This is a genomic window from Microcella alkalica, assembly GCF_014137945.1.
In the GTDB taxonomy this organism is placed as follows: domain Bacteria; phylum Actinomycetota; class Actinomycetes; order Actinomycetales; family Microbacteriaceae; genus Microcella; species Microcella alkalica.
Map to the genome: position 1 here is coordinate 192,365 of NZ_JACGWX010000003.1, position 17,287 is coordinate 209,651.

The 17,287-nt window shown below is 70.0% G+C and carries 13 protein-coding genes; 3 read left to right on the plus strand and 10 right to left on the minus strand.

The window, feature by feature from the left end:
• Positions 1-5 precede the first annotated feature (5 nt).
• Genes FHX53_RS07710 through FHX53_RS07730 form a run of 5 tightly spaced genes read right to left on the minus strand, consistent with a single transcriptional unit; the run spans position 6 to position 4,752 of the window.
• Positions 6-1,133, minus strand: coding sequence for a bifunctional 2-methylcitrate synthase/citrate synthase (locus FHX53_RS07710; protein WP_182490773.1), 1,128 nt, complete (start codon positions 1,131-1,133; stop codon positions 6-8).
• Between the two features lie 52 nt (positions 1,134-1,185).
• Positions 1,186-2,097: a methylisocitrate lyase gene (prpB, locus tag FHX53_RS07715; protein ID WP_182490774.1), complete on the minus strand. Its 912-nt coding sequence runs from the start codon at positions 2,095-2,097 to the stop codon at positions 1,186-1,188.
• Complete coding sequence (locus FHX53_RS07720; RefSeq protein WP_182490775.1) at positions 2,097-3,608, minus strand: MmgE/PrpD family protein; 1,512 nt, start codon at positions 3,606-3,608, stop codon at positions 2,097-2,099. Before FHX53_RS07720 ends, prpB begins: the two co-directional genes overlap by 1 nt.
• On the minus strand, positions 3,605-4,312 hold the full coding sequence (locus tag FHX53_RS07725; protein WP_343050903.1) for a GntR family transcriptional regulator: 708 nt from the start codon (positions 4,310-4,312) through the stop codon (positions 3,605-3,607). Before FHX53_RS07725 ends, FHX53_RS07720 begins: the two co-directional genes overlap by 4 nt.
• 32 nt (positions 4,313-4,344) lie before the next feature.
• Positions 4,345-4,752 (minus strand): helix-turn-helix domain-containing protein, encoded by a 408-nt coding sequence (locus FHX53_RS07730; protein ID WP_182490776.1) that lies wholly within the window; start codon positions 4,750-4,752, stop codon positions 4,345-4,347.
• A gap of 206 nt (positions 4,753-4,958) precedes the next feature.
• Here FHX53_RS07730 and FHX53_RS07735 point away from each other — a divergent pair, with 206 nt between their 5' ends.
• Positions 4,959-5,696: a phosphotransferase gene (locus FHX53_RS07735; protein ID WP_182490777.1), complete on the plus strand. Its 738-nt coding sequence runs from the start codon at positions 4,959-4,961 to the stop codon at positions 5,694-5,696.
• Between the two features lie 24 nt (positions 5,697-5,720).
• Positions 5,721-9,677 (plus strand): ATP-dependent RNA helicase HrpA, encoded by a 3,957-nt coding sequence (gene hrpA / locus FHX53_RS07740; protein WP_182490778.1) that lies wholly within the window; start codon positions 5,721-5,723, stop codon positions 9,675-9,677.
• A gap of 9 nt (positions 9,678-9,686) precedes the next feature.
• Here the strand turns inward: hrpA and FHX53_RS07745 are convergent, their stop codons facing one another.
• From FHX53_RS07745 to FHX53_RS07760, 4 genes are all read right to left on the minus strand, one after another.
• On the minus strand, positions 9,687-11,456 hold the full coding sequence (locus FHX53_RS07745) for an amidohydrolase family protein (protein WP_182490779.1): 1,770 nt from the start codon (positions 11,454-11,456) through the stop codon (positions 9,687-9,689).
• A 41-nt stretch (positions 11,457-11,497) separates the two neighbouring features.
• Positions 11,498-12,481, minus strand: a complete 984-nt coding sequence (locus FHX53_RS07750) for a ribonucleotide-diphosphate reductase subunit beta (RefSeq protein ID WP_182490780.1) — start codon at positions 12,479-12,481, stop codon at positions 11,498-11,500.
• Between the two features lie 88 nt (positions 12,482-12,569).
• Positions 12,570-12,662 carry a ribonucleotide-diphosphate reductase subunit beta gene (locus FHX53_RS07755; RefSeq protein WP_182490781.1) on the minus strand — a complete coding sequence of 31 codons (93 nt, stop codon included), beginning with the start codon at positions 12,660-12,662 and terminating at the stop codon, positions 12,570-12,572.
• Positions 12,662-15,136, minus strand: a complete 2,475-nt coding sequence (locus FHX53_RS07760; protein ID WP_343050904.1) for a ribonucleoside-diphosphate reductase subunit alpha — start codon at positions 15,134-15,136, stop codon at positions 12,662-12,664. Before FHX53_RS07760 ends, FHX53_RS07755 begins: the two co-directional genes overlap by 1 nt.
• Positions 15,137-15,455: 319 nt before the next feature.
• Here FHX53_RS07760 and FHX53_RS07765 point away from each other — a divergent pair, with 319 nt between their 5' ends.
• Positions 15,456-16,664 (plus strand): MFS transporter, encoded by a 1,209-nt coding sequence (locus FHX53_RS07765; protein WP_182490783.1) that lies wholly within the window; start codon positions 15,456-15,458, stop codon positions 16,662-16,664.
• Between the two features lie 36 nt (positions 16,665-16,700).
• Here the strand turns inward: FHX53_RS07765 and FHX53_RS07770 are convergent, their stop codons facing one another.
• Positions 16,701-17,279: an NADPH-dependent FMN reductase gene (locus FHX53_RS07770; RefSeq protein ID WP_182490784.1), complete on the minus strand. Its 579-nt coding sequence runs from the start codon at positions 17,277-17,279 to the stop codon at positions 16,701-16,703.
• Positions 17,280-17,287: the final 8 nt, after the last annotated feature.

The following is a 17,287-nucleotide window of genomic DNA, read 5'->3' on the forward strand; positions in this document are numbered from 1 at the left end:
CTTGCTCACGAACCCGGGAGGTGGCGCTCGTCGGGGCCGTTGTACGCGCTCAGCGGACGGATGAGCGCGTTCGATGCGAGCTGCTCGCGCACGTGCGCCGTCCAGCCCGTGACGCGCGAGGCGATGAACAGAGGCGTGAACATCGTCGTGTCGAAGCCCATGAGGTTGTAGGCCGGGCCCGACGGGTAGTCGAGGTTCGGCTTGATGTTCTTCGTCTCGACCATCGCGCTCTCGAGGGCGTCGTACAGGTCGAGCACCTCGGGCCGGTCGTAGTGCGCGACGAGGGTCTCGAGCGCGGCCTTCATGGTCGGCACGCGCGAGTCGCCGTTCTTGTACACGCGGTGGCCGAAGCCCATGATCTTGCGCTTCTCGGCGAGCGCCGTCGCGAGCCACTCGCGCGCTCCGTCGGCCGAACCGACCTCGTCGAAGGTGTGCTGCACGGCCTCGTTGGCGCCGCCGTGCAGCGGGCCCTTGAGCGCGCCGATCGCGCCGACGACGGCCGAGTACACGTCGCTGAGCGTCGAGGTGATGACGCGCGCGGCGAAGGTCGAGGCGTTGAACGAGTGCTCGGCGTACAGGATCATCGACACGTCGAACGCGTCGACGACGACCTTCTCGGGCATCTCTCCGAAGGTCATGTGCAGGAAGTTCGCCGAGTAGCCGAGGTCGTCGCGGGGCTCGACGAGGCGCTCGTCGCGCAGGCGGCGCTGCGTGTAGGCGACGATCGCGGGCAGCTGCGCGAAGAGGCGGATGCTCCGCTCGAGGGTGAGGTCGAGATCGATCCACGTCCTGTCGGTCGTGAGCGACTCGTCGAGGGCGCCGATGACGCTCACGGCCGTCCGCACGACGTCCATGGGGTGGGCAGAGAGGGGCAGCGCGTCGATCGCGTCCTTCACGGTCGGGTCGAGGCGCCGGTGGGCGCGCTCGAGCGTCTCGAATGCGGCGAGCTCAGCATCCGTCGGCAGCTCGCCGTGCCAGAGCAGGTAGGCGACCTCCTCGAAGGTGCAGTTCGCGGCGAGCTCCTGCACGGGGTAGCCGCGGTAGAGCAGCGAGTTGGTCTCGGGGTTCACCTTGCTCACGGCGGTGTGGTCGACGACGACCCCGGCGAGGCCCTTGCGGATGTCTTCGGTCATGCGTTCCTCCTGGTGGGGCGGGCTCAGCGGCCGGTGTAGGGCAAGGCCGCGTTCAGCGGCCGGTGTAGGTGTAGATGCCGTCGTCGAAGGCGTTGTACGCCTCGTAGTCGAGCAGCTCGTAGAGCCTGCCCCGAGTCTGCATGCCCGCGACCTCATCGTCGAGCGTGCCGGTCGCGAGCAGCGCGTCGAGGCCTCGCTCGATCGCGCCGAACGCGATGCGGAGCAGCGACACGGGGTGGATGACCATGTTCACGCCGACGTCGGCGAGCTGCTGATGCGTGAACAGCCGGCTCTTCCCGAACTCGGTCATGTTGGCGAGGATCGGCACGTCGACTGCCGCGCGCATCGCGGCGAACTCCTCGAGCGTGCCCATCGCCTCGGGAAAGATCGCGTCGGCGCCGGCGTCCTGCAGAGCCTTCGCGCGGTCGATCGCGGCGTCCATCCCCCCGCCCTGATCAGAACCGACCCCGCGGATGTCGGTTCGGGCCATGATCACGAGGTCGGGGTCGCGGCGGGCGTCGACAGCCGCGCGGATGCGCTTGATCGCCGTCTCAGCATCCACGACCGCCTTGCCGTCGAGGTGACCGCATCGTTTGGGGTTGACCTGGTCTTCGAGGTGCAGGCCGGCGACGCCGGCGTCTTCGAGCTCGTGCACCGTTCGGGCGACGTTCATCGGCTCGCCGAAACCGGTGTCGGCGTCGACGAGCGTCGGCAGATCGCTCATGCGGCTGATCTGGTGCGCGCGCTGCGCGACCTCGGTGAGCGTCGTGAGCCCGATGTCGGGCAGGCCGAGCTCGGCGGCCATGACGGCGCCCGAGATGTAGGCGCCGTCGAAGCCCTTTTCCTGGATGAGGCGGATGCTCAGCGGCGTGAACGCGCCGGGGAAGACCTGCAGGCGGTCGCTCTGCAGTCCCGCCCGGAAGGCCTGGCGGCGCTGCGACGGCGTGGTGGTGGTCGACAGCATCAGAAGAGTCCCTTCGGGGCGGCGGGCGGGGGCGTGAGCGGGGTAACGGTGAGACCGCCGAGCTCGTCGGCGCTCAGCTCGGGCAGGCGGGCCGCGAGCGCGAGGAAGCGGTCGACCTCCTCGTCGGCCAGCACGCCGTCGGCGAGGATGCGCAGCTTGTGCTCGTACTCGGCCCGACCGAAGGGGCGGGCGCCGAGCGGGTGGGCGTCCGCGACGGCGATCTCGTCGACGACCCGCTCGCCGTTCGTCAGCTCGATCTCGATGCGGCCGCCGAACGCCTTCTCGCTGATGTCGAGCGAGTGGTAGCGGCGGGTCCACTCCGCGTCCTCGGTCGTCGTGATCTTGTGCCACAGGGCGACGGTGTCGGGGCGGGCGGCGCGCTCAGGGGCGTACGAGTCGACGTGGTGCCAGCCGCCGTCCTGCAGCGCCACGGCGACGATGTACGGGATCGAGTGGTCGAGCGTCTCGCGGCTCGCGGTCGGGTCGTACTTCTGCGGGTCGTTCGCGCCCGAGCCGATGACGTAGTGCGTGTGGTGGCTCGTGTGCAGCACGATGCTCGCGATGTTGGCGGGGTCGCGCAGCTCGGGACGCTCGGTGCCGAGGCGACGGGCGAGGTCGATCCACGCCTGCGCCTGGTACTCGGCCGAGTGCTCCTTCGTGTAGCTGTCGAGGATGCCCGTGAGCGCTTCGCCGCCGTCGGGCAGCGGAACCTGGTAGCGAGCATCCGGCCCGCTCAGCAGCCACGCGATGAAACCGTCCTCGCCCTCGTAGATCGGGCTGGGGCTCGTCTGGCCGCGCATGGCCCGGTCGACGGCTTCGACCGCCATCTTGCCGGCGAAGGCGGGGGCGTGGGCCTTCCAGGTCGAGATCTCGCCCTTGCGCGACTGGCGCGTGGCGGTCGTCGTGTGGAGGGCCTGGCCGATGGCCTGGAAGATCGTCTCCGTCGGCAGTCGGAGCAGCGTGCCGATGCCGGCGGCGGCGCTCGGGCCGAGGTGGGCGACGTGGTCGATCTTGTGCTCGTGCAGGCAGATCGCGCGGACGAGGTCGATCTGGATCTCGTAGCCGGTGAGCAGGCCCTTCAGCAGCTGCGCGCCGTCCTGGCCGGTGTGCTGCGCGACGGCGAGGATCGGCGCGATGTTGTCGCCGGGGTGCGAGTAGTCGGCGGCGAGGAAGGTGTCGTGGTAGTCGAGCTCGCGCACGGCGACGCCGTTGGCCCAGGCGGCCCACTCGGGGCTGACGCGCTGGATCTGGGGCAGCCCGAAGACGGTCGCGCCGGGGCTGTACGGGTGGGCTTCGGCCTGTCCGCGCGCGCTCACGACGGGTGCACGGCCGATGCTCGCGGTCGCGACGGCGGCGTTGTCGATGATGCGGTTGATGACCATGTCGACGGCCGCGACGTCGAGCGGGCGATCCTGCTCCGCGGCGAGCGCGGCGAGCTTCCCGGCGAGCTGGTCGGCGGAGGCGAGGGGCTCGCTGCTCTTGTAGGTGCGGACGGTGTGGACGGTCGTCATGGGGTCTCCTTGCGGGGCAGATGGGCGCGGATGCTCGTGAGGGCGTCGTGCAAGTGCAATCGCGTCGCCGCCGCGGCGCGCTCGCCGTCTCCGTCGGCGATCGCTCGGGCGATGGTGCCGTGCTCGGCGGCGCTCGCCGCGAGGCGCGCATCGTCGTCGCGGGCGAGCCGGCGGACGCGCGCGAGGTGGACGCGCGTGCTCGCGATCGCGGCGGCGAGGTAGGGGCTGCTGCTGAGGGCCGCATCGAGGGCGTCGTCGAACTCGGCGACGAGGGCGTAGTAGCCGTGGCGCGCGGCGTCGTCGTGCTTCAAGGTGGCGGGGCTGACGTGGGCGAAGCGCTCGGCGAGGGCGCGGAATCGCGCGCCGGTCTCGCCGTCGCCCACGGCGCGCGCGGCGGCGAGGCGCGCGGCCTGCTCGTCGAGCGCGCGGCGCAGGTCGAAGAGCGCGGCGACATCGTCGGCGTCGATGTCGGAGACGACGAGCGTGCGCGGGCCGCGCTCGGTCGCAAGGCCGGCGGCGATGAGTCGGGCGAACGCTTCGCGCACGGGGGTTCGGCTCACCCCGAGGCGCACCGCCTGTTCGACCTCGGTGAGCGGGGCGCCGGGCGCGAGCTCGCCCTCGACGATCTGCGTGCGCAGCGACTCGAAGGCGCGGTCGGCGGAGGTGTGGGCGCTCGCCCGCTGCACCGCCGAATCCATCGCCATACTCCCAATGTATACATTGGGCGCGGTCTGCGCTAGCAGTTCTGCAGATTCAGGCTCCTCCGTATACACCAGCACCGCGCGACGTCTTCTTCGTCATCCACCGTCGGTGGGGCCTCCCAGCCGATGTCTCGGTCGCCGCCGTCGAGGTCGAGGTCGTCGTACCCGGTCGCTGTTCGCAGTTCGAGAAGGTGCGCGACGAGGCCGTCGAGCGCTCCGATGACGCGAGGACTGAGACGGTAGATGCGGTTGTTCATGTCGATGCGGACCTCGATGAGGCCGGCGCGACGGAGGCGGCCGAGGTGCTTCGAGATGGCTTCGCGCCCGACGCCGCGCATCGACTGCACGGCGTCGGCGAGCTGCCCGGCGCTGTGCTCGCCGCTCGCAAGGATCTCGATGAGGCGCCAGCGCAGAGGGTGCGCGAGCAGGAAGAGTGTTTCCACTTCGCGAGTGTGCCCGGCGCGGCACATGCCGCTGGGGTGGGCGGCGCACTCGGCGGAGCGCCGCATGGAGGCCCGGCTGGGGACGAGCGCTGCCGGACGCGGCATGTGCCACGGGAGGCACAAACAGGAAACGGAAAACCGGGGGCCAGTGGAACAGCCGGGTGCAGTGAGCGGGCATCGGAGATGCCGCCACGTACCCTGATGTCATGCCCGAACGCCTCGAGGGCGGCAACATGAACGCCGTCAAGCTCGACAGCGGCAACGTTCTGCGTGACGCCGGTCCGTGGTCACCGAGTGTGCACGCGCTGCTCGACCACCTGCGATCCGAGGGCGTCCAGGGCATCCCTCTTCCCCTCGAGCTCGACGTCGAACGCGGTCGCGAACGCCTCAGCTACCTCGATGGCCACGTGCCTCAATTCCCCCTGCCGACATGGGTGTGGCGGGAGTCAGTGCTGACCTCAGGCGCGCAACTGCTACGCACCCTGCACGACGCGTCGGAGTCGTTCTCGACAGCCGGCCGCACCTGGCAGCAGCCAACGCGAGAGCCAGCGGAGGTCGTCTGCCACAACGACTTCGCCCCGCACAATCTCGTGTTCGATGACGGTCACCAGTTGGTCGGGGTCATCGACTGGGACATGTGCTCGCCCGGTCCGCGCCTGCACGACCTCGCGGTCTTCGCGACGCGTGCCGTGCCGCTCACAGTCGACCTGCCGGCCGACGGTCCGAGCGCTGCCGACCTGCGAGCGCGCATCCAAACCGTTCTCGACGCCTACAGAAGCGAGGCAACGATCGACGAGCTCCTCGCCAGCGCCGCCTCTGGGCTGCGTTTCCTCGCCGACCACTCGCGCGCCGCCGCGGCACGGCTCGACAAGCCCGATCTTGCCGTGCACGCCAGGCTGTACGAACGCGACGCGACCGCCATCGAGTCAGGCCGGCTCGTCTGAGCGCTCACCTAGACTGGAGGGCTCATGACTGCGGCTTCCGAGACTCCGCCGGCCGACTCGTCGGCGCCGTCGGCGACCGCGCTCGCAACCAGCGCCGCGCCCCTGCGCATCACCTACCCGGAGGACCTGCCGGTCAGTCAGCGGCGCGACGACATCGCCGCCGCCATCCGCGACAATCAGGTCGTCATCGTCGCGGGCGAGACGGGGTCGGGCAAGACGACGCAGCTGCCGAAGATCCTGCTCGAGCTCGGGCGCGAGCGCATCGCCCACACGCAGCCGCGCCGCATCGCCGCTCGCACGATCGCCGAGCGCGTCGCCGAGGAGCTCGGAACCGAGCTCGGCGGGCTCGTCGGCTACAAGGTTCGCTTCACCGACCAGGTCGGCAAATCGACCCGCGTCACCTTGATGACCGACGGCATCCTCCTCGCGGCCCTCCGCGGCGACCGCGAGCTCAACAACTACGACGCGATCATCATCGACGAAGCGCACGAGCGCAGCCTCACGATCGACTTCCTGCTCGGCTACCTCAAGCAGCTCCTCCCCCGCCGCCCCGAGCTCAAGGTCATCATCACCTCGGCGACGATCGACCCCGAGAGCTTCGCCGCGCACTTCGCCGCCGCCGACGGCACCCCCGCCCCGATCATCGAGGTCAGCGGACGCACCTTCCCCGTCGAAGTGCGCTACCGCCCGCTCGTCCCCGACGGCGTCGACACCGACAATCTGACTGATCCGGATGACGACGAAGCAGACGGCCCGTCGACCCCCGGCGAAGCAATCGACATGATCGACGGCGTCATCGCCGCGGTCGACGAGCTCGGCCGCGAGGGCGACGGCGACGTGCTCGTGTTCTTCAGCGGCGAGAACGAGATCCGTGACGCGACGGATGCCCTGCGCGGCCACTTCCAGCGCCAGGGCGCGCGCGGCGCGAGCACCGAAGTGCTTCCGCTGTACGGCCGGCTCAGCGCGGCCGAGCAGCACCGGGTGTTCGAGCGGGCGCCCGCGGGCATCCGTCGCCGGATCGTGCTCGCAACCAACGTCGCCGAGACGAGCCTCACCGTGCCGGGAATCCGCTACGTCGTCGACACCGGAACCGCCCGCATCAGCCGCTACTCGGCGCGCGCGAAGGTGCAGCGCCTGCCGATCGAGCCGATCTCGCAGGCGAGTGCCAACCAGCGCTCGGGCCGCTCGGGGCGCACGAGCGACGGCATCGCGATTCGCCTGTATTCAGAGCTCGACTACGCGAAGCGGCCCGAGTACACCGACCCCGAGATCCTCCGCACCAACCTCGCCGCGGTCATCCTGCAGATGATCTCGCTCGGGCTCGGCGACATCGAGCGATTCCCGTTCCTGCAGCCGCCCGACAGGCGCGGCATCAAGGACGGCCTCGACCTGCTGCTCGAACTGGGTGCGATCGTGCCGGCGAACGGCGAGAACCGCATCACCCAGCTCGGGCGCGACCTCGCCCAGCTGCCGCTCGACCCCCGTTACGGCCGCATGGTGCTCGAGGCGAAGCGGCACGGCGTCGTGCGCGAGGTCATGGCGATCGTCGCCGGCCTGTCGATCCAGGATCCGCGCGAGCGGCCCGTCGAGAAGCGCGAGCGCGCCGACCAGCTGCACAACCGCTTCCGCGACCCGAGCAGCGACTTCATCAGCCTTCTGAACCTCTGGAACCACCTGCAGGAGCGGCAGTCCGAGCTGAGCGGCAACCAGTTCCGTAAGGAGGTGCGTGCCGAGTTCCTCAACTACCTGCGCATTCGCGAGTGGCAGGACGTCTACCGTCAGCTCACCCGTCAGGGGCAGCAGCTGCGGCTGCTCACGAAGGAGGAGGCGCGCACGCCGGCAGCCAAGGGCGGCGACGCCGACGGCATCCACCGCTCGCTGCTCGCGGGCCTGCTGAGCCACTTGGGGATCCGCGACGCCGAGAAGCGCGATTACCTCGGCGCGCGACAGCGGCGCTTCGTCCTCTTCCCCGGCTCGGGCCTCGCGAAGAAGCAGCCGACCGCGATCATGGCCGCCGAGCTCGTCGAGACGAGCCGCCTGTTCGCGCGCACGGTCGCCGCGATCGACCCCGCGTGGGCCGAGCCGATCGCGGGCGACCTCGCCAAGCGCCAGTACAGCGCGCCGCGGTGGGAGAAGCGGCAGGGCGCCGCGGTCGTCGACGAGAAGGTGACGCTCTTCGGTGTGCCGATCATCCCGCGCCGCCGCACGCAGCTCGCCCGCATCGACCCCGCGCAGGCACGCGAGCTGTTCATCCGGCACGCGCTCGTCGAGGGCGACTGGGACGTCTCGCGCATCGACAAGCGACTCACCGCGTTCCTGCGCGACAACCAGCGCACCCGCCGCGAGCTCGAGCAGCTCGAGGAGCGCACGCGCCGCCGCGACATCCTGCTCGACGACGAGCGCATCGTCGACTTCTTCGACGCGCGAGTCCCCGCGGAGGTCACCGACGTGCGCCGCTTCGAGAAGTGGTGGCGGGATGCGGGAGCCAAGCATCCCGACCTGCTGACCCTGTCGCGCGACGATCTCGTCCAGGCCGACGAGATCGCGGCCGACGCTGCGTCCACGGATGCCGCCTACCCGACGCGGCTCACGCTCGGCGACCAGACCCTGAGCGTCGGATACCGCTTCGACCCCGGCACCGCCGACGACGGCGTGACGGTCACTGTGCCGCTGCCGCTCCTCCCCCGTCTCGACACCGCGGGCTTCGACTGGCTCGTGCCCGGACTGCGCCTCGAGCTCGTGACGGCGCTGCTCAAGACGCTGCCGAAGGCGATCCGCCGCAACGTCGTGCCCGCCGCCGACTGGGCCGCGAAGCTGCTCGCCACCGTACCCGAGGGCGCCGACCTGCGCGAGCTGTCGATCACCGAGTTCCTCGCGCGCGAGATCCGCCGCCAGACGTTCACGCCCGTCGAGCCCGATGACTTCGAGCTCGACCGCCTGCCCGCCCACTTGCGCATGGGCTACGCCGTCGTCGACGAGCGCGGGTCGCGCCTCGCGCGCGGCACCGACCTCACGGCGCTGCAGGCGAAGCTCAAGGAGCGCACGCGCGACTCGGTCGCCCGCGTCGCGACGTCCGCGACGCGCAGCCCGATCGAGCGCGGCGGCATCACCGCGTGGGACGACTCAGTCGGCGCCGGCTCGGGCGCGCCGGCCGGCACGCTCCCGCGCACCCTCGACTCGCGCCGCGGCGAGACGACCATCCGCGCCTACCCGGCCCTCGTCGACGAGGGGTCGAGCATCGCCCTGAAGCTCTTCGCGACCGCCGCCGACCAGGAGCGCGCCCACCGCAGCGGCGTGCGCAGGCTCGTGCAGCTCGGCGTCCCCTCGCCCCTGTCCTACGTGCAGGAGAACCTCACGCACTCCGAGAAGCTCACCCTCGCCGCCTCGCCGTACCGCTCGACCGCGGCGCTCATCGACGACGCGATCCGCGCCGTCGTCGAGGCCGAGCTGGATGCGGCGGGCGGGGTCCCCTGGGATCGCGCCTCGTTCGAGTCCCTCCGCGATCGCGTCAACGCGGGATTGCCCGACCGCCTGTTCCGCGTCGTGGCGACCACCGCATCCGTGCTCGCCGCCGCCCGTGAGGCCGACGTCGCGATCGGGCGCGCCTCGTCGATGTCGCTCATGGCGCCGCTCGCCGACGCGCGCGAGCAGCTCAACCAGCTCGTGTTCGATGGCTTCCTCTCGCGCACGGGCCTCGACCGCCTGCCGCGCCTCGCCGTTTACGTGCGCGGCATCACGCACCGCGTCGAGCGCCTCGCCGACGACGTCGGCCGCGACCGGCAGCGCATGGCCGAGCAGCAGGAGTCGACGACGCTCTTCACGCGCGCCGGCGGCTCGCTTCCCCTCCCCCCGGACGCGCGCCCCGACCTGGTCACCGCCCGCTGGATGCTCGAGGAGCTGCGCATCTCGCTCTTCGCCCAGCCGCTCGGTGCGCACGGGCCGATCTCGGTGCAGCGCATCCGCAAGGCGCTCGGCGGCTGATCCTGCGGCTCAGCCGTGCACGCGGCGGCCCGCGATCCACGTGCCGACCGCCCGCGTCGCGTGGATGCCCGCCGCCGGCCCCGCGAACGGGTCGCGGTCGGTCGCGGCGAGATCCGCGATCGCACCCACAGCGATGACGCCCGCGACCTCGGGGTCGCCCGGGCCGCGCCCGGTGATCCACGCCGAGCCCGCCGTGTACGCGTCGAGAGCCTCGGCGAGCGTGAGCGCTTCGTGCGGTAGGAGCGCCTCGGCGTCGAACTCGGGGTCGTCCTCCGGCAGGCGCCGGTTCACTGCGACGTGGATCGCCTGCCACGGGTCGGGGGTGGAGACCGGCCAGTCGGAGCCCGCGCACAGCACCGGTCGGGCATCCATGCCGATCGCGGCATGCGGGCCGCCGGACGCGCTCGCGCGCAGGATGCTCGCGAACGGGTACTGCGTCGCGGCGCGCTCCTCCCCCACGATGGGGACGGTCAATTCGCGCATCTGCGGTTCGTAGCAGGCCCAGAGCGCTTGCATGTTGGCCGTCACGCCGAGCGCGGCGAGGCGGGCGACGTCGTCGGGGTGCACGAACTGGAGGTGGGCGAGGTGGTGGCGCCGAGCATTGGATGCCGGGCGCGACGACCATTCGTTCGCGGCGCGCGCCGCCTCGAATCCGTCGAGGGCATCGCGCGCGGCGCGATCGCCGATGACGTGCACGTGCGCGGAGAAGCCGGCCGCGTCGAGCGCGACGATCGCGTCGATGAGAGCCTGCCCGCCGACGAAGGCGATGCCGTGCGGGTGCGAGATCGCGCCGAGCGGACCCAGGTACGGCTCGAGCATCGACGCGGTGCCGTTCTCGACGACGCCGTCGGCCATGATCTTGATGGCCGGGAGGCGGAAGCGGGCGTGCGCGCCGAGCTCGGCGACGAGCGCCTCGCGGCGGGCGATGAGCTCGGGGAGCTGCTCGACCCCGCGGTCGCGATCCCACCAGAGCGCGCCCGTCACGTCGACGAGCAGGCGCCCCTCGGCGAGCGCGCGCCGGTACACGAGGGCGGTGTCGCTCGCGCCGAAGTAGTCGCCGACGATGGCGTCCTGCCAGCCGGTGATGCCGAAGCCGAGCGCGTACCGCTGCGCCTCGAGGAGGGCGGCGAGCTCCTCATCCGGGGTCGGCGCGGGGGCGACGGCCGCGACGAGCTTCGCCGCACCCTCGTGCAGCGTTCCCGAGGGCGACTCGTCCGGCAGCCGCTCGATGCGCCCGTCAGCAGGATCGGCGGTGTCGGCGGTGATGCCCGCGAGCGCGAGAGCCGCCGAGTTCGCCCACGCGCCGTGGTGGTCGCGGTTGTAGAGGAGCACCGGGCGGTGCGGCTCGATCGCATCGAGCTCGGCGGCGGTCGGCGTGCCGCCGGGGAAGGCGCTCATCGCCCAGCCGCCGCCCGTGATCCAGGAGCGCGAGGCGTCGCATCCCCTCGGCGGGTTCAGCTGCGCGTACGCGGCGACGATCTGGAGGTACTCCTCGCGCGTCGAGCCCTCGCTCAGATCGCACGCGAGCCGCTCGAGGCCGCCCTGGATGGGATGGATGTGGGCGTCGACGAACCCGGCGTGGAGCATCCCGCCCGCCAGATCGACCACCGAGGTCTCCGGCCCGCGGCATGCGCTCAGGTCGGCGTCGACAGCCGCGATGCGCCCGTCGACGACCGCGACCTCCAGTGCTTCGGGTCGCGCATCAGCCCCGGACGCAGCACCGCGGCCCGGCCCCCGCCAGACGACGCCTCCGGTGAAGAGGGTGTCGGCGTGGGGCACGGGCCGCGGGCTCGGGGGGTCGGTGACGACGCGTCGCTCGGCTAGGCCGAGGTCTTCGCGTTGACCTCGTACGACGTGTTCGTCGACTCGAAGAAGTTGACGAGCTGCAGGGTGTCGTTCGCGGTCGCCATCCACTTCGCCGGGTTCGTCACGTTGTACTCGGGCTCGAAGCCGAGCTCCTCCAGGCGACGGTCGGCGAGGTACTTCACGTACTGGTTGATGTAGTTGGCGTTGAGGCCGAGGATGCCGTTGGGCAGGAGGTCGCGGTTGTACGCCTCCTCCATCTCGACGGCGTCGAGGATCATCTGCTTGATCTCGGCCGCGAACTCCGGCGTCTGCAGGTCGGGGTTCTCCTCCAGGACGGTGAGGATGAGGTTGATGCCGAACTTCAGGTGAAGGCTCTCGTCGCGCACGATCCAGTCGACGAGCGAGCCGAAGTTGCGCAGCAGGTTCCGCTGTCGGAACGAGAGCGCCACCATGAATCCCGAGTAGAACCAGATGCCCTCGAGGATGACGTTGTACGCGACGAGGTTGCGGATGAAGTCCTGCTTGCCCTCGGTCGTGGTGATGTCGAGGGTGTCCTCCGTCATGCGACGGATGAACTTGACCTCGAACTCCTCCTTGCGCGCCATCGACGGCACGTCGATGTGGCTGTCGTACGCGGCGGCGCGGTCGATCGGGAAGGTCTCGAGCACGTACTCGAAGCTCATGCAGTGGTTGGCCTCCTCCCACATCTGCTTCGCGAGGTAGAGGTGCGCCTCGGGGGCCTTGACGTAGGGGTACACGCCGAACGCGAGGGCCTTGTTGACGAGCAGCTCGTTCGGGTTGAAGTACGACATGAGGAACGTGATCGCGTGGCGCTCCTCGTCCGTCATCTTCTTGAAGTCGGCGATGTCCTCGCCCAGCTGCACCTCGTTGGGGAACCAGGTGTTGGCGACGGCCTGGTCGTAGAGATCCATCGCCCACTTGTACGTGACGGGCTTGAGCAGCAGGCCCTCTTGGATGCCGGTGCCGAGAATTCCCATGGTCTGTCGTTCTTTCTATTCGGGAGGAGGGGAAGTGTGGGGTGGATGGGTGGATTCGATGGGTGGAGCGGTCGTGCGGGCGCTGCGCCTACTGGCAGCTCTCGCAGTGCAGGTCGTCCATCGGATCGGTCGGGACGTGGTAGCCGCCGACGGTGTCGGTGGCGGTCTCGAAGGGGTCCATCACTCGCCGCCCTTCGCGACGCCGCCGAAGCCGAAGCCCTTGCGGGGAGCCGCAGCCGCTGCGGGCTCGGCCGCGGGGGCCGTCGAGCCGCCGGCCGCGCCGAAGCCCTTCTTGGGCGCGCCGCCGCCGGCGTTGATCGTCTCGGCCTTGTTGACCTTGACCGTCGACTGCTCGGCGGTGTGGCGCGGCTTCATGTGCAGGTAGTAGGTCGTCTTCACGCCCTTCCTCCACGCGGCCGAGTAGATGTCGACCATCTCGTCGACGTCGCGCGTCTCGAGGTACATGTTGCGGCTGATCGCCTGGTCGATCCACTTCTGGGCGCGGGCCGCGACCTCGAGGAAGGCGTAGGGCGAGAGCTGGAAGCTCGTCTTGTACGTCGCCTTGATCTCGTCGGGGATGAGCGCGATGCTCTGGATGTCGCCCTGGCTGCGGAGGATGTCCTCGCGGACGCGCTCCCACAGGCCGCGCTCCTGCAGCGTCGCCACGAGGTTGCGATTGACCTCGAGGAACTTGCCCGAGCTCGTGGAGCGGCTGAAGATCTGCGAGAACTGGGGGTCGAGGCCGGGCGTCGTGCCGGCGACGAGACCGATGGATGCCGTGGGCGCGATCGCCATGAGGGTCGCGTTGCGCATCCCGCCCTTGACCTTCGCGCGCAGGGCGTCCCAATCGAGACGGCTCGTGCGGTTGACCTGCACCTCGAGTCCGCGGTCGGCCTCGGTGAGGTCGATCGTGTCGAGGGGCACGAGGCCCTGCGACCAGCGGCTGCCGGCGAAGTTCGCGTACGAGCCGCGCTCCTTCGCGAGCTCGGTCGACTCGTCGATCGCGGCGTAGGAGACGTGCTCCATGATCTCGTCGATCAGGTCGAAGGCCTCCTCCGAGTCGTACGAGAAGCCGAGCTTCTCGACGACGTCGGTGAAGCCCATGACGCCGAGGCCGATGGCGCGGTTCTGCTGGTTGGCGTGGTCGGCCTCGTCGACGCTCGAGACGGTGATGTCGATGAGGTTGTCGAGCTGACGCACGGCGAGACGCGCGCTCTCCTCGATCTTCGCGAAGTCGATGACGCCGTTGTCGATGTGGCGCGAGAGGTTGATCGACGCGAGGTTGCAGACGGAGATGTTCTCGCGGTCCTGCGGGAGGCAGATCTCGGTGCAGAGGTTGGAGAGGTGGATCGTGCCGGTGTTGTTGTTGATCGCCCGGTTGTTGATCGTGTCCTTCCACGTGAGCCACGGGTGGCTCGTGGACTGCAGCGAGATGAGGATCTGCTTGAACTGCTCGCGTGCACCGAGCTTCTTGAACATCGTCAGCTCGCCGCGCTCGGCCATCGCCACGTACTCGGCGTAGCGGGTCGAGAAGGCCTTGCCGTAGAGCTCATTGAGGTCGGTGACCTCGAGCGGGTCGAAGAGGTACCAGTCCTCGTCGTTCTGCACGCGCTTCATGAACTCGTCGCTGATCCAGACGGCGGTGTTGGCCGTGCGGGTGCGGCGGTAGGGGTCGCCGGAGTTCTGGCGGAGGTCCAGGAACTCCGGGAAGTCCATGTGCCAGTTCTCCATGTAGAAGCACAGCGCGCCGAACTTCTTGCCGCCGCGGCTGACCGCGCGCAGCACCGAGTCGATCGTGTGCATGAAGGGGATCGGGCCGGTCGAGGTCGTGTTGTTCGAGCGGATGGGCGAGCCCTGCGCGCGGAGCTTCGTGACCGAGAGGCCGATGCCGCCGGTGCCCTTCGTGAGCCACATGACGTCGCGCACGCTCTTGGCGATGTGCTCGATGTCGTCCTGCATCTCCATGACGAAGCAGTTCGACAGCTGCGGGTAGCTCGTGCCGGCGTTGACGAGGGTCGAGCCCGCCGCGAGGTACTCGAGCTTCGACATCTTCGAGTAGAAGGCGATCGCGTGGCTCGTCGGGTCGGCCTCGTTGAGCGAGAGGCCCATCGCGACGCGCATCCAGAAGTACTGGGGCACCTCGAGCGGCTCGCCGTTGCGGGCCTTGATGCCGTAGCGGTTGTTGAGCGTGACGACGCCGATGTACTTGAGAAGCTCGTCGTTCGCCGGCTCGAGGGCCGCGGCGAGCTTCTCGAGGTCGAAGAGGTCGGTGAAGCGCGGGTCGAGCAGCACCTCGTCGACACCGCGGTGAACGTAGGCGACGAACTGCTCCTGGTGCAGGCGGCGCAGCTCGTCGGCGGAGGAGTAGTCGCCGAGCACGCGCTTGTAGATCGTCTTGAGGAGGAGACGGGCTGCGACGATGTCGAACGCCGGGTCATCCTTGATGTTCTGCAGGGCGACCTGGATGACGGCCTCGTCGAGCTGCTGCGTCGTGATGCCGTCGAAGAGCGTGAGCTCGAGCTCGCTCGCGATCTGGGTGACCCACGTGATGCTCGGGTCGAGGCCCTCGGCGGCGCTCTCGATCGCCAGGTTGATCTTGTTGGCGTCGTAGGACTCGCGGGTTCCGTCTCGCTTGACGACCGTGATGCTGCTCACGTGGTTCTCTCCTCTTCGCGCCGGCGGCGCGGCTCTGCGGTGGTCTTCTTCCGACCTCGGCCGGGGGCTCCGACCCCCTCTCGGGGGCCACCGAGCGATGCTCCGGTCCAGCGGTTCCGCCACTATATATCGGGCCCCTGACATTGCGCACACCCCACATGTAGTAGGCGTGTCGTCCACAGCTGTGCATAAGTCCGCGGACTTATCCACAGTCTGGGGGCGACCTCCGACATGCGTCGGAACGCCGGGAAACCGGCGGAGGCGCGCGGCTCCGAAGCCTCCGGAACGGTGTCGACGGCCTCCCCTAGGCTGGGCTCTCGTGAGCGGATACGGGGACCTGTTGAGAACGCGGGGGGTCGCCCGCATCATCGCGGCGCAGCTCACCGCGCGGTTCCCCAGCGGGATGCTGTCACTCGCGTACCTCATGCACGTGGAGGGCATCTTCGACTCGTACGGCGCCGCGGGGCTCGTGCTCGCCGCGACAAGCGTGGGGCAGGCCGTCGCCGGTCCCCTCACGAGCCGCTGGATGGGGATCTGGGGCATGCGCCCCGTGATCTCGCTGACGATCGCCGTCTGCGCGTCGAGCATGGCCGCGATCGCGTTCGTGCCGATGGAGCTCTGGGGCTACATGGTCGTCGGGCTCGTCGGCGGCCTCGCCTACCCGCCGATCCAGCCGGCCGTGCGCACGATCTACCCGAAGATGGTGACCTCGCGCCAGCTCACCCCGCTGTTCGCGATCGACGCCTCCGCCCAGGAGATCATCTGGATCGCCGGCCCCGTCATGACGACCTTCGTCGCGACGCAGGTCTCGACGGTCGCCGCGATCGTGCTCGCCGGGGCCTTCCTGCTCGGCGGCGGACTCTGGTTCCTGGCCTCCCCCGAACTCGGCCGTGTGCGCATCCCGCGCTCGAGGCGCTCCTTCGGCGTCGTCCTCAAGCGGCCCCCCGTGCTCCTCGCCACGGTCGTCGGCTTCCTCCTCATCGCCTCGTGCGCCGCGATCGAGGCCGCAGTCGTCGCAAATTTCGGCAAGGAGGGGATCGAGGCCGGGCTCGTACTCGCCATCTGGGCGATCGGCTCGCTGGCCGGCGGCCTCGGGTTCGGCCACGTGCCGATCGGTCCATGGGCGCTCGCGAGGCGCATGTCAGTGGTGTTCATCGGCGGCGCGGCCGCGATGTTCTTCCTCGACTTCTGGGGGCTCGCGATCACCCTCCTCATCGCCGGCGCCGGCATCGCCCCTGCGCTCGCCGTCATGTTCGCGATCGTGTCGGTGAGCGTGAAGTTCAGCGACACCGCCGAGGCCTACGGCTGGGTGGGCACGGGTCAGCTGATCGGCGCCGCGCTCGGTTCAGCCGCCGCCGGCTTCCTCATCGACGGCTTCGGCGCATCCGGCGGGTTCGCCGCCGGCGCGGTGTTCGCCTTCGTCGGCATGGTCATCGCGATCATGTTCAAGCGCGCGCACCCCGACCTGCGGGGGCGCGACGCGAGCCCGCTGCCCGACACGGAACCGGTGAGCCTGCCCGTCAGCTGAGGGGACGGATCAGCGCAACGGCTCAGGGCATCGGCTTCAGCGCAGCGGCTTCAGGGCCTCCGACGTCTCCACCAGCATCCGCGTCATCGTCGCGACCGTGCCGCCGAGCTTGTCGTCTCCCTGGAAGACGCCGTCGATCATCCGCGTCCCGATGAAGTTGATCTCCGGGTTCGCGGCGACCTTCACGAGACCGACGCTCGCGAGCACGGGAGCGAGCGCCGCGGCGCCGCGGGTGCCGGCCGAGGCGCCGCCGTAGCTGACGACGGCGACGGGCTTGTGCGCCCACTCGGTGAAGAGGAAGTCGATCGCGTTCTTGAGCGCGGGGCTGTACGAGTGGTTGTACTCGGGCGAGACGAGGACCACGGCGTCGGCGGCCGACACGCGCTCGCTCCATGCGACGGTGTGCGGCTTCGTGTACGCCCTCTTCGCCGGGTGGTGCGGCTCGTCGAGGAACGGCAGGTTCAGCTCGGCGAGGTCGACGAGGTCGAGGGATGCCGCGTCGCCGTCGCCGTCGCCGTCAAGGCTCTCCTGGATGCGATCGCGCACCCACTCGGCGACGGAGAGGCCGACTCGGCCGGGGCGGACACTGCCGACGATGATCATGATGCGGGTCATGTGTCGAT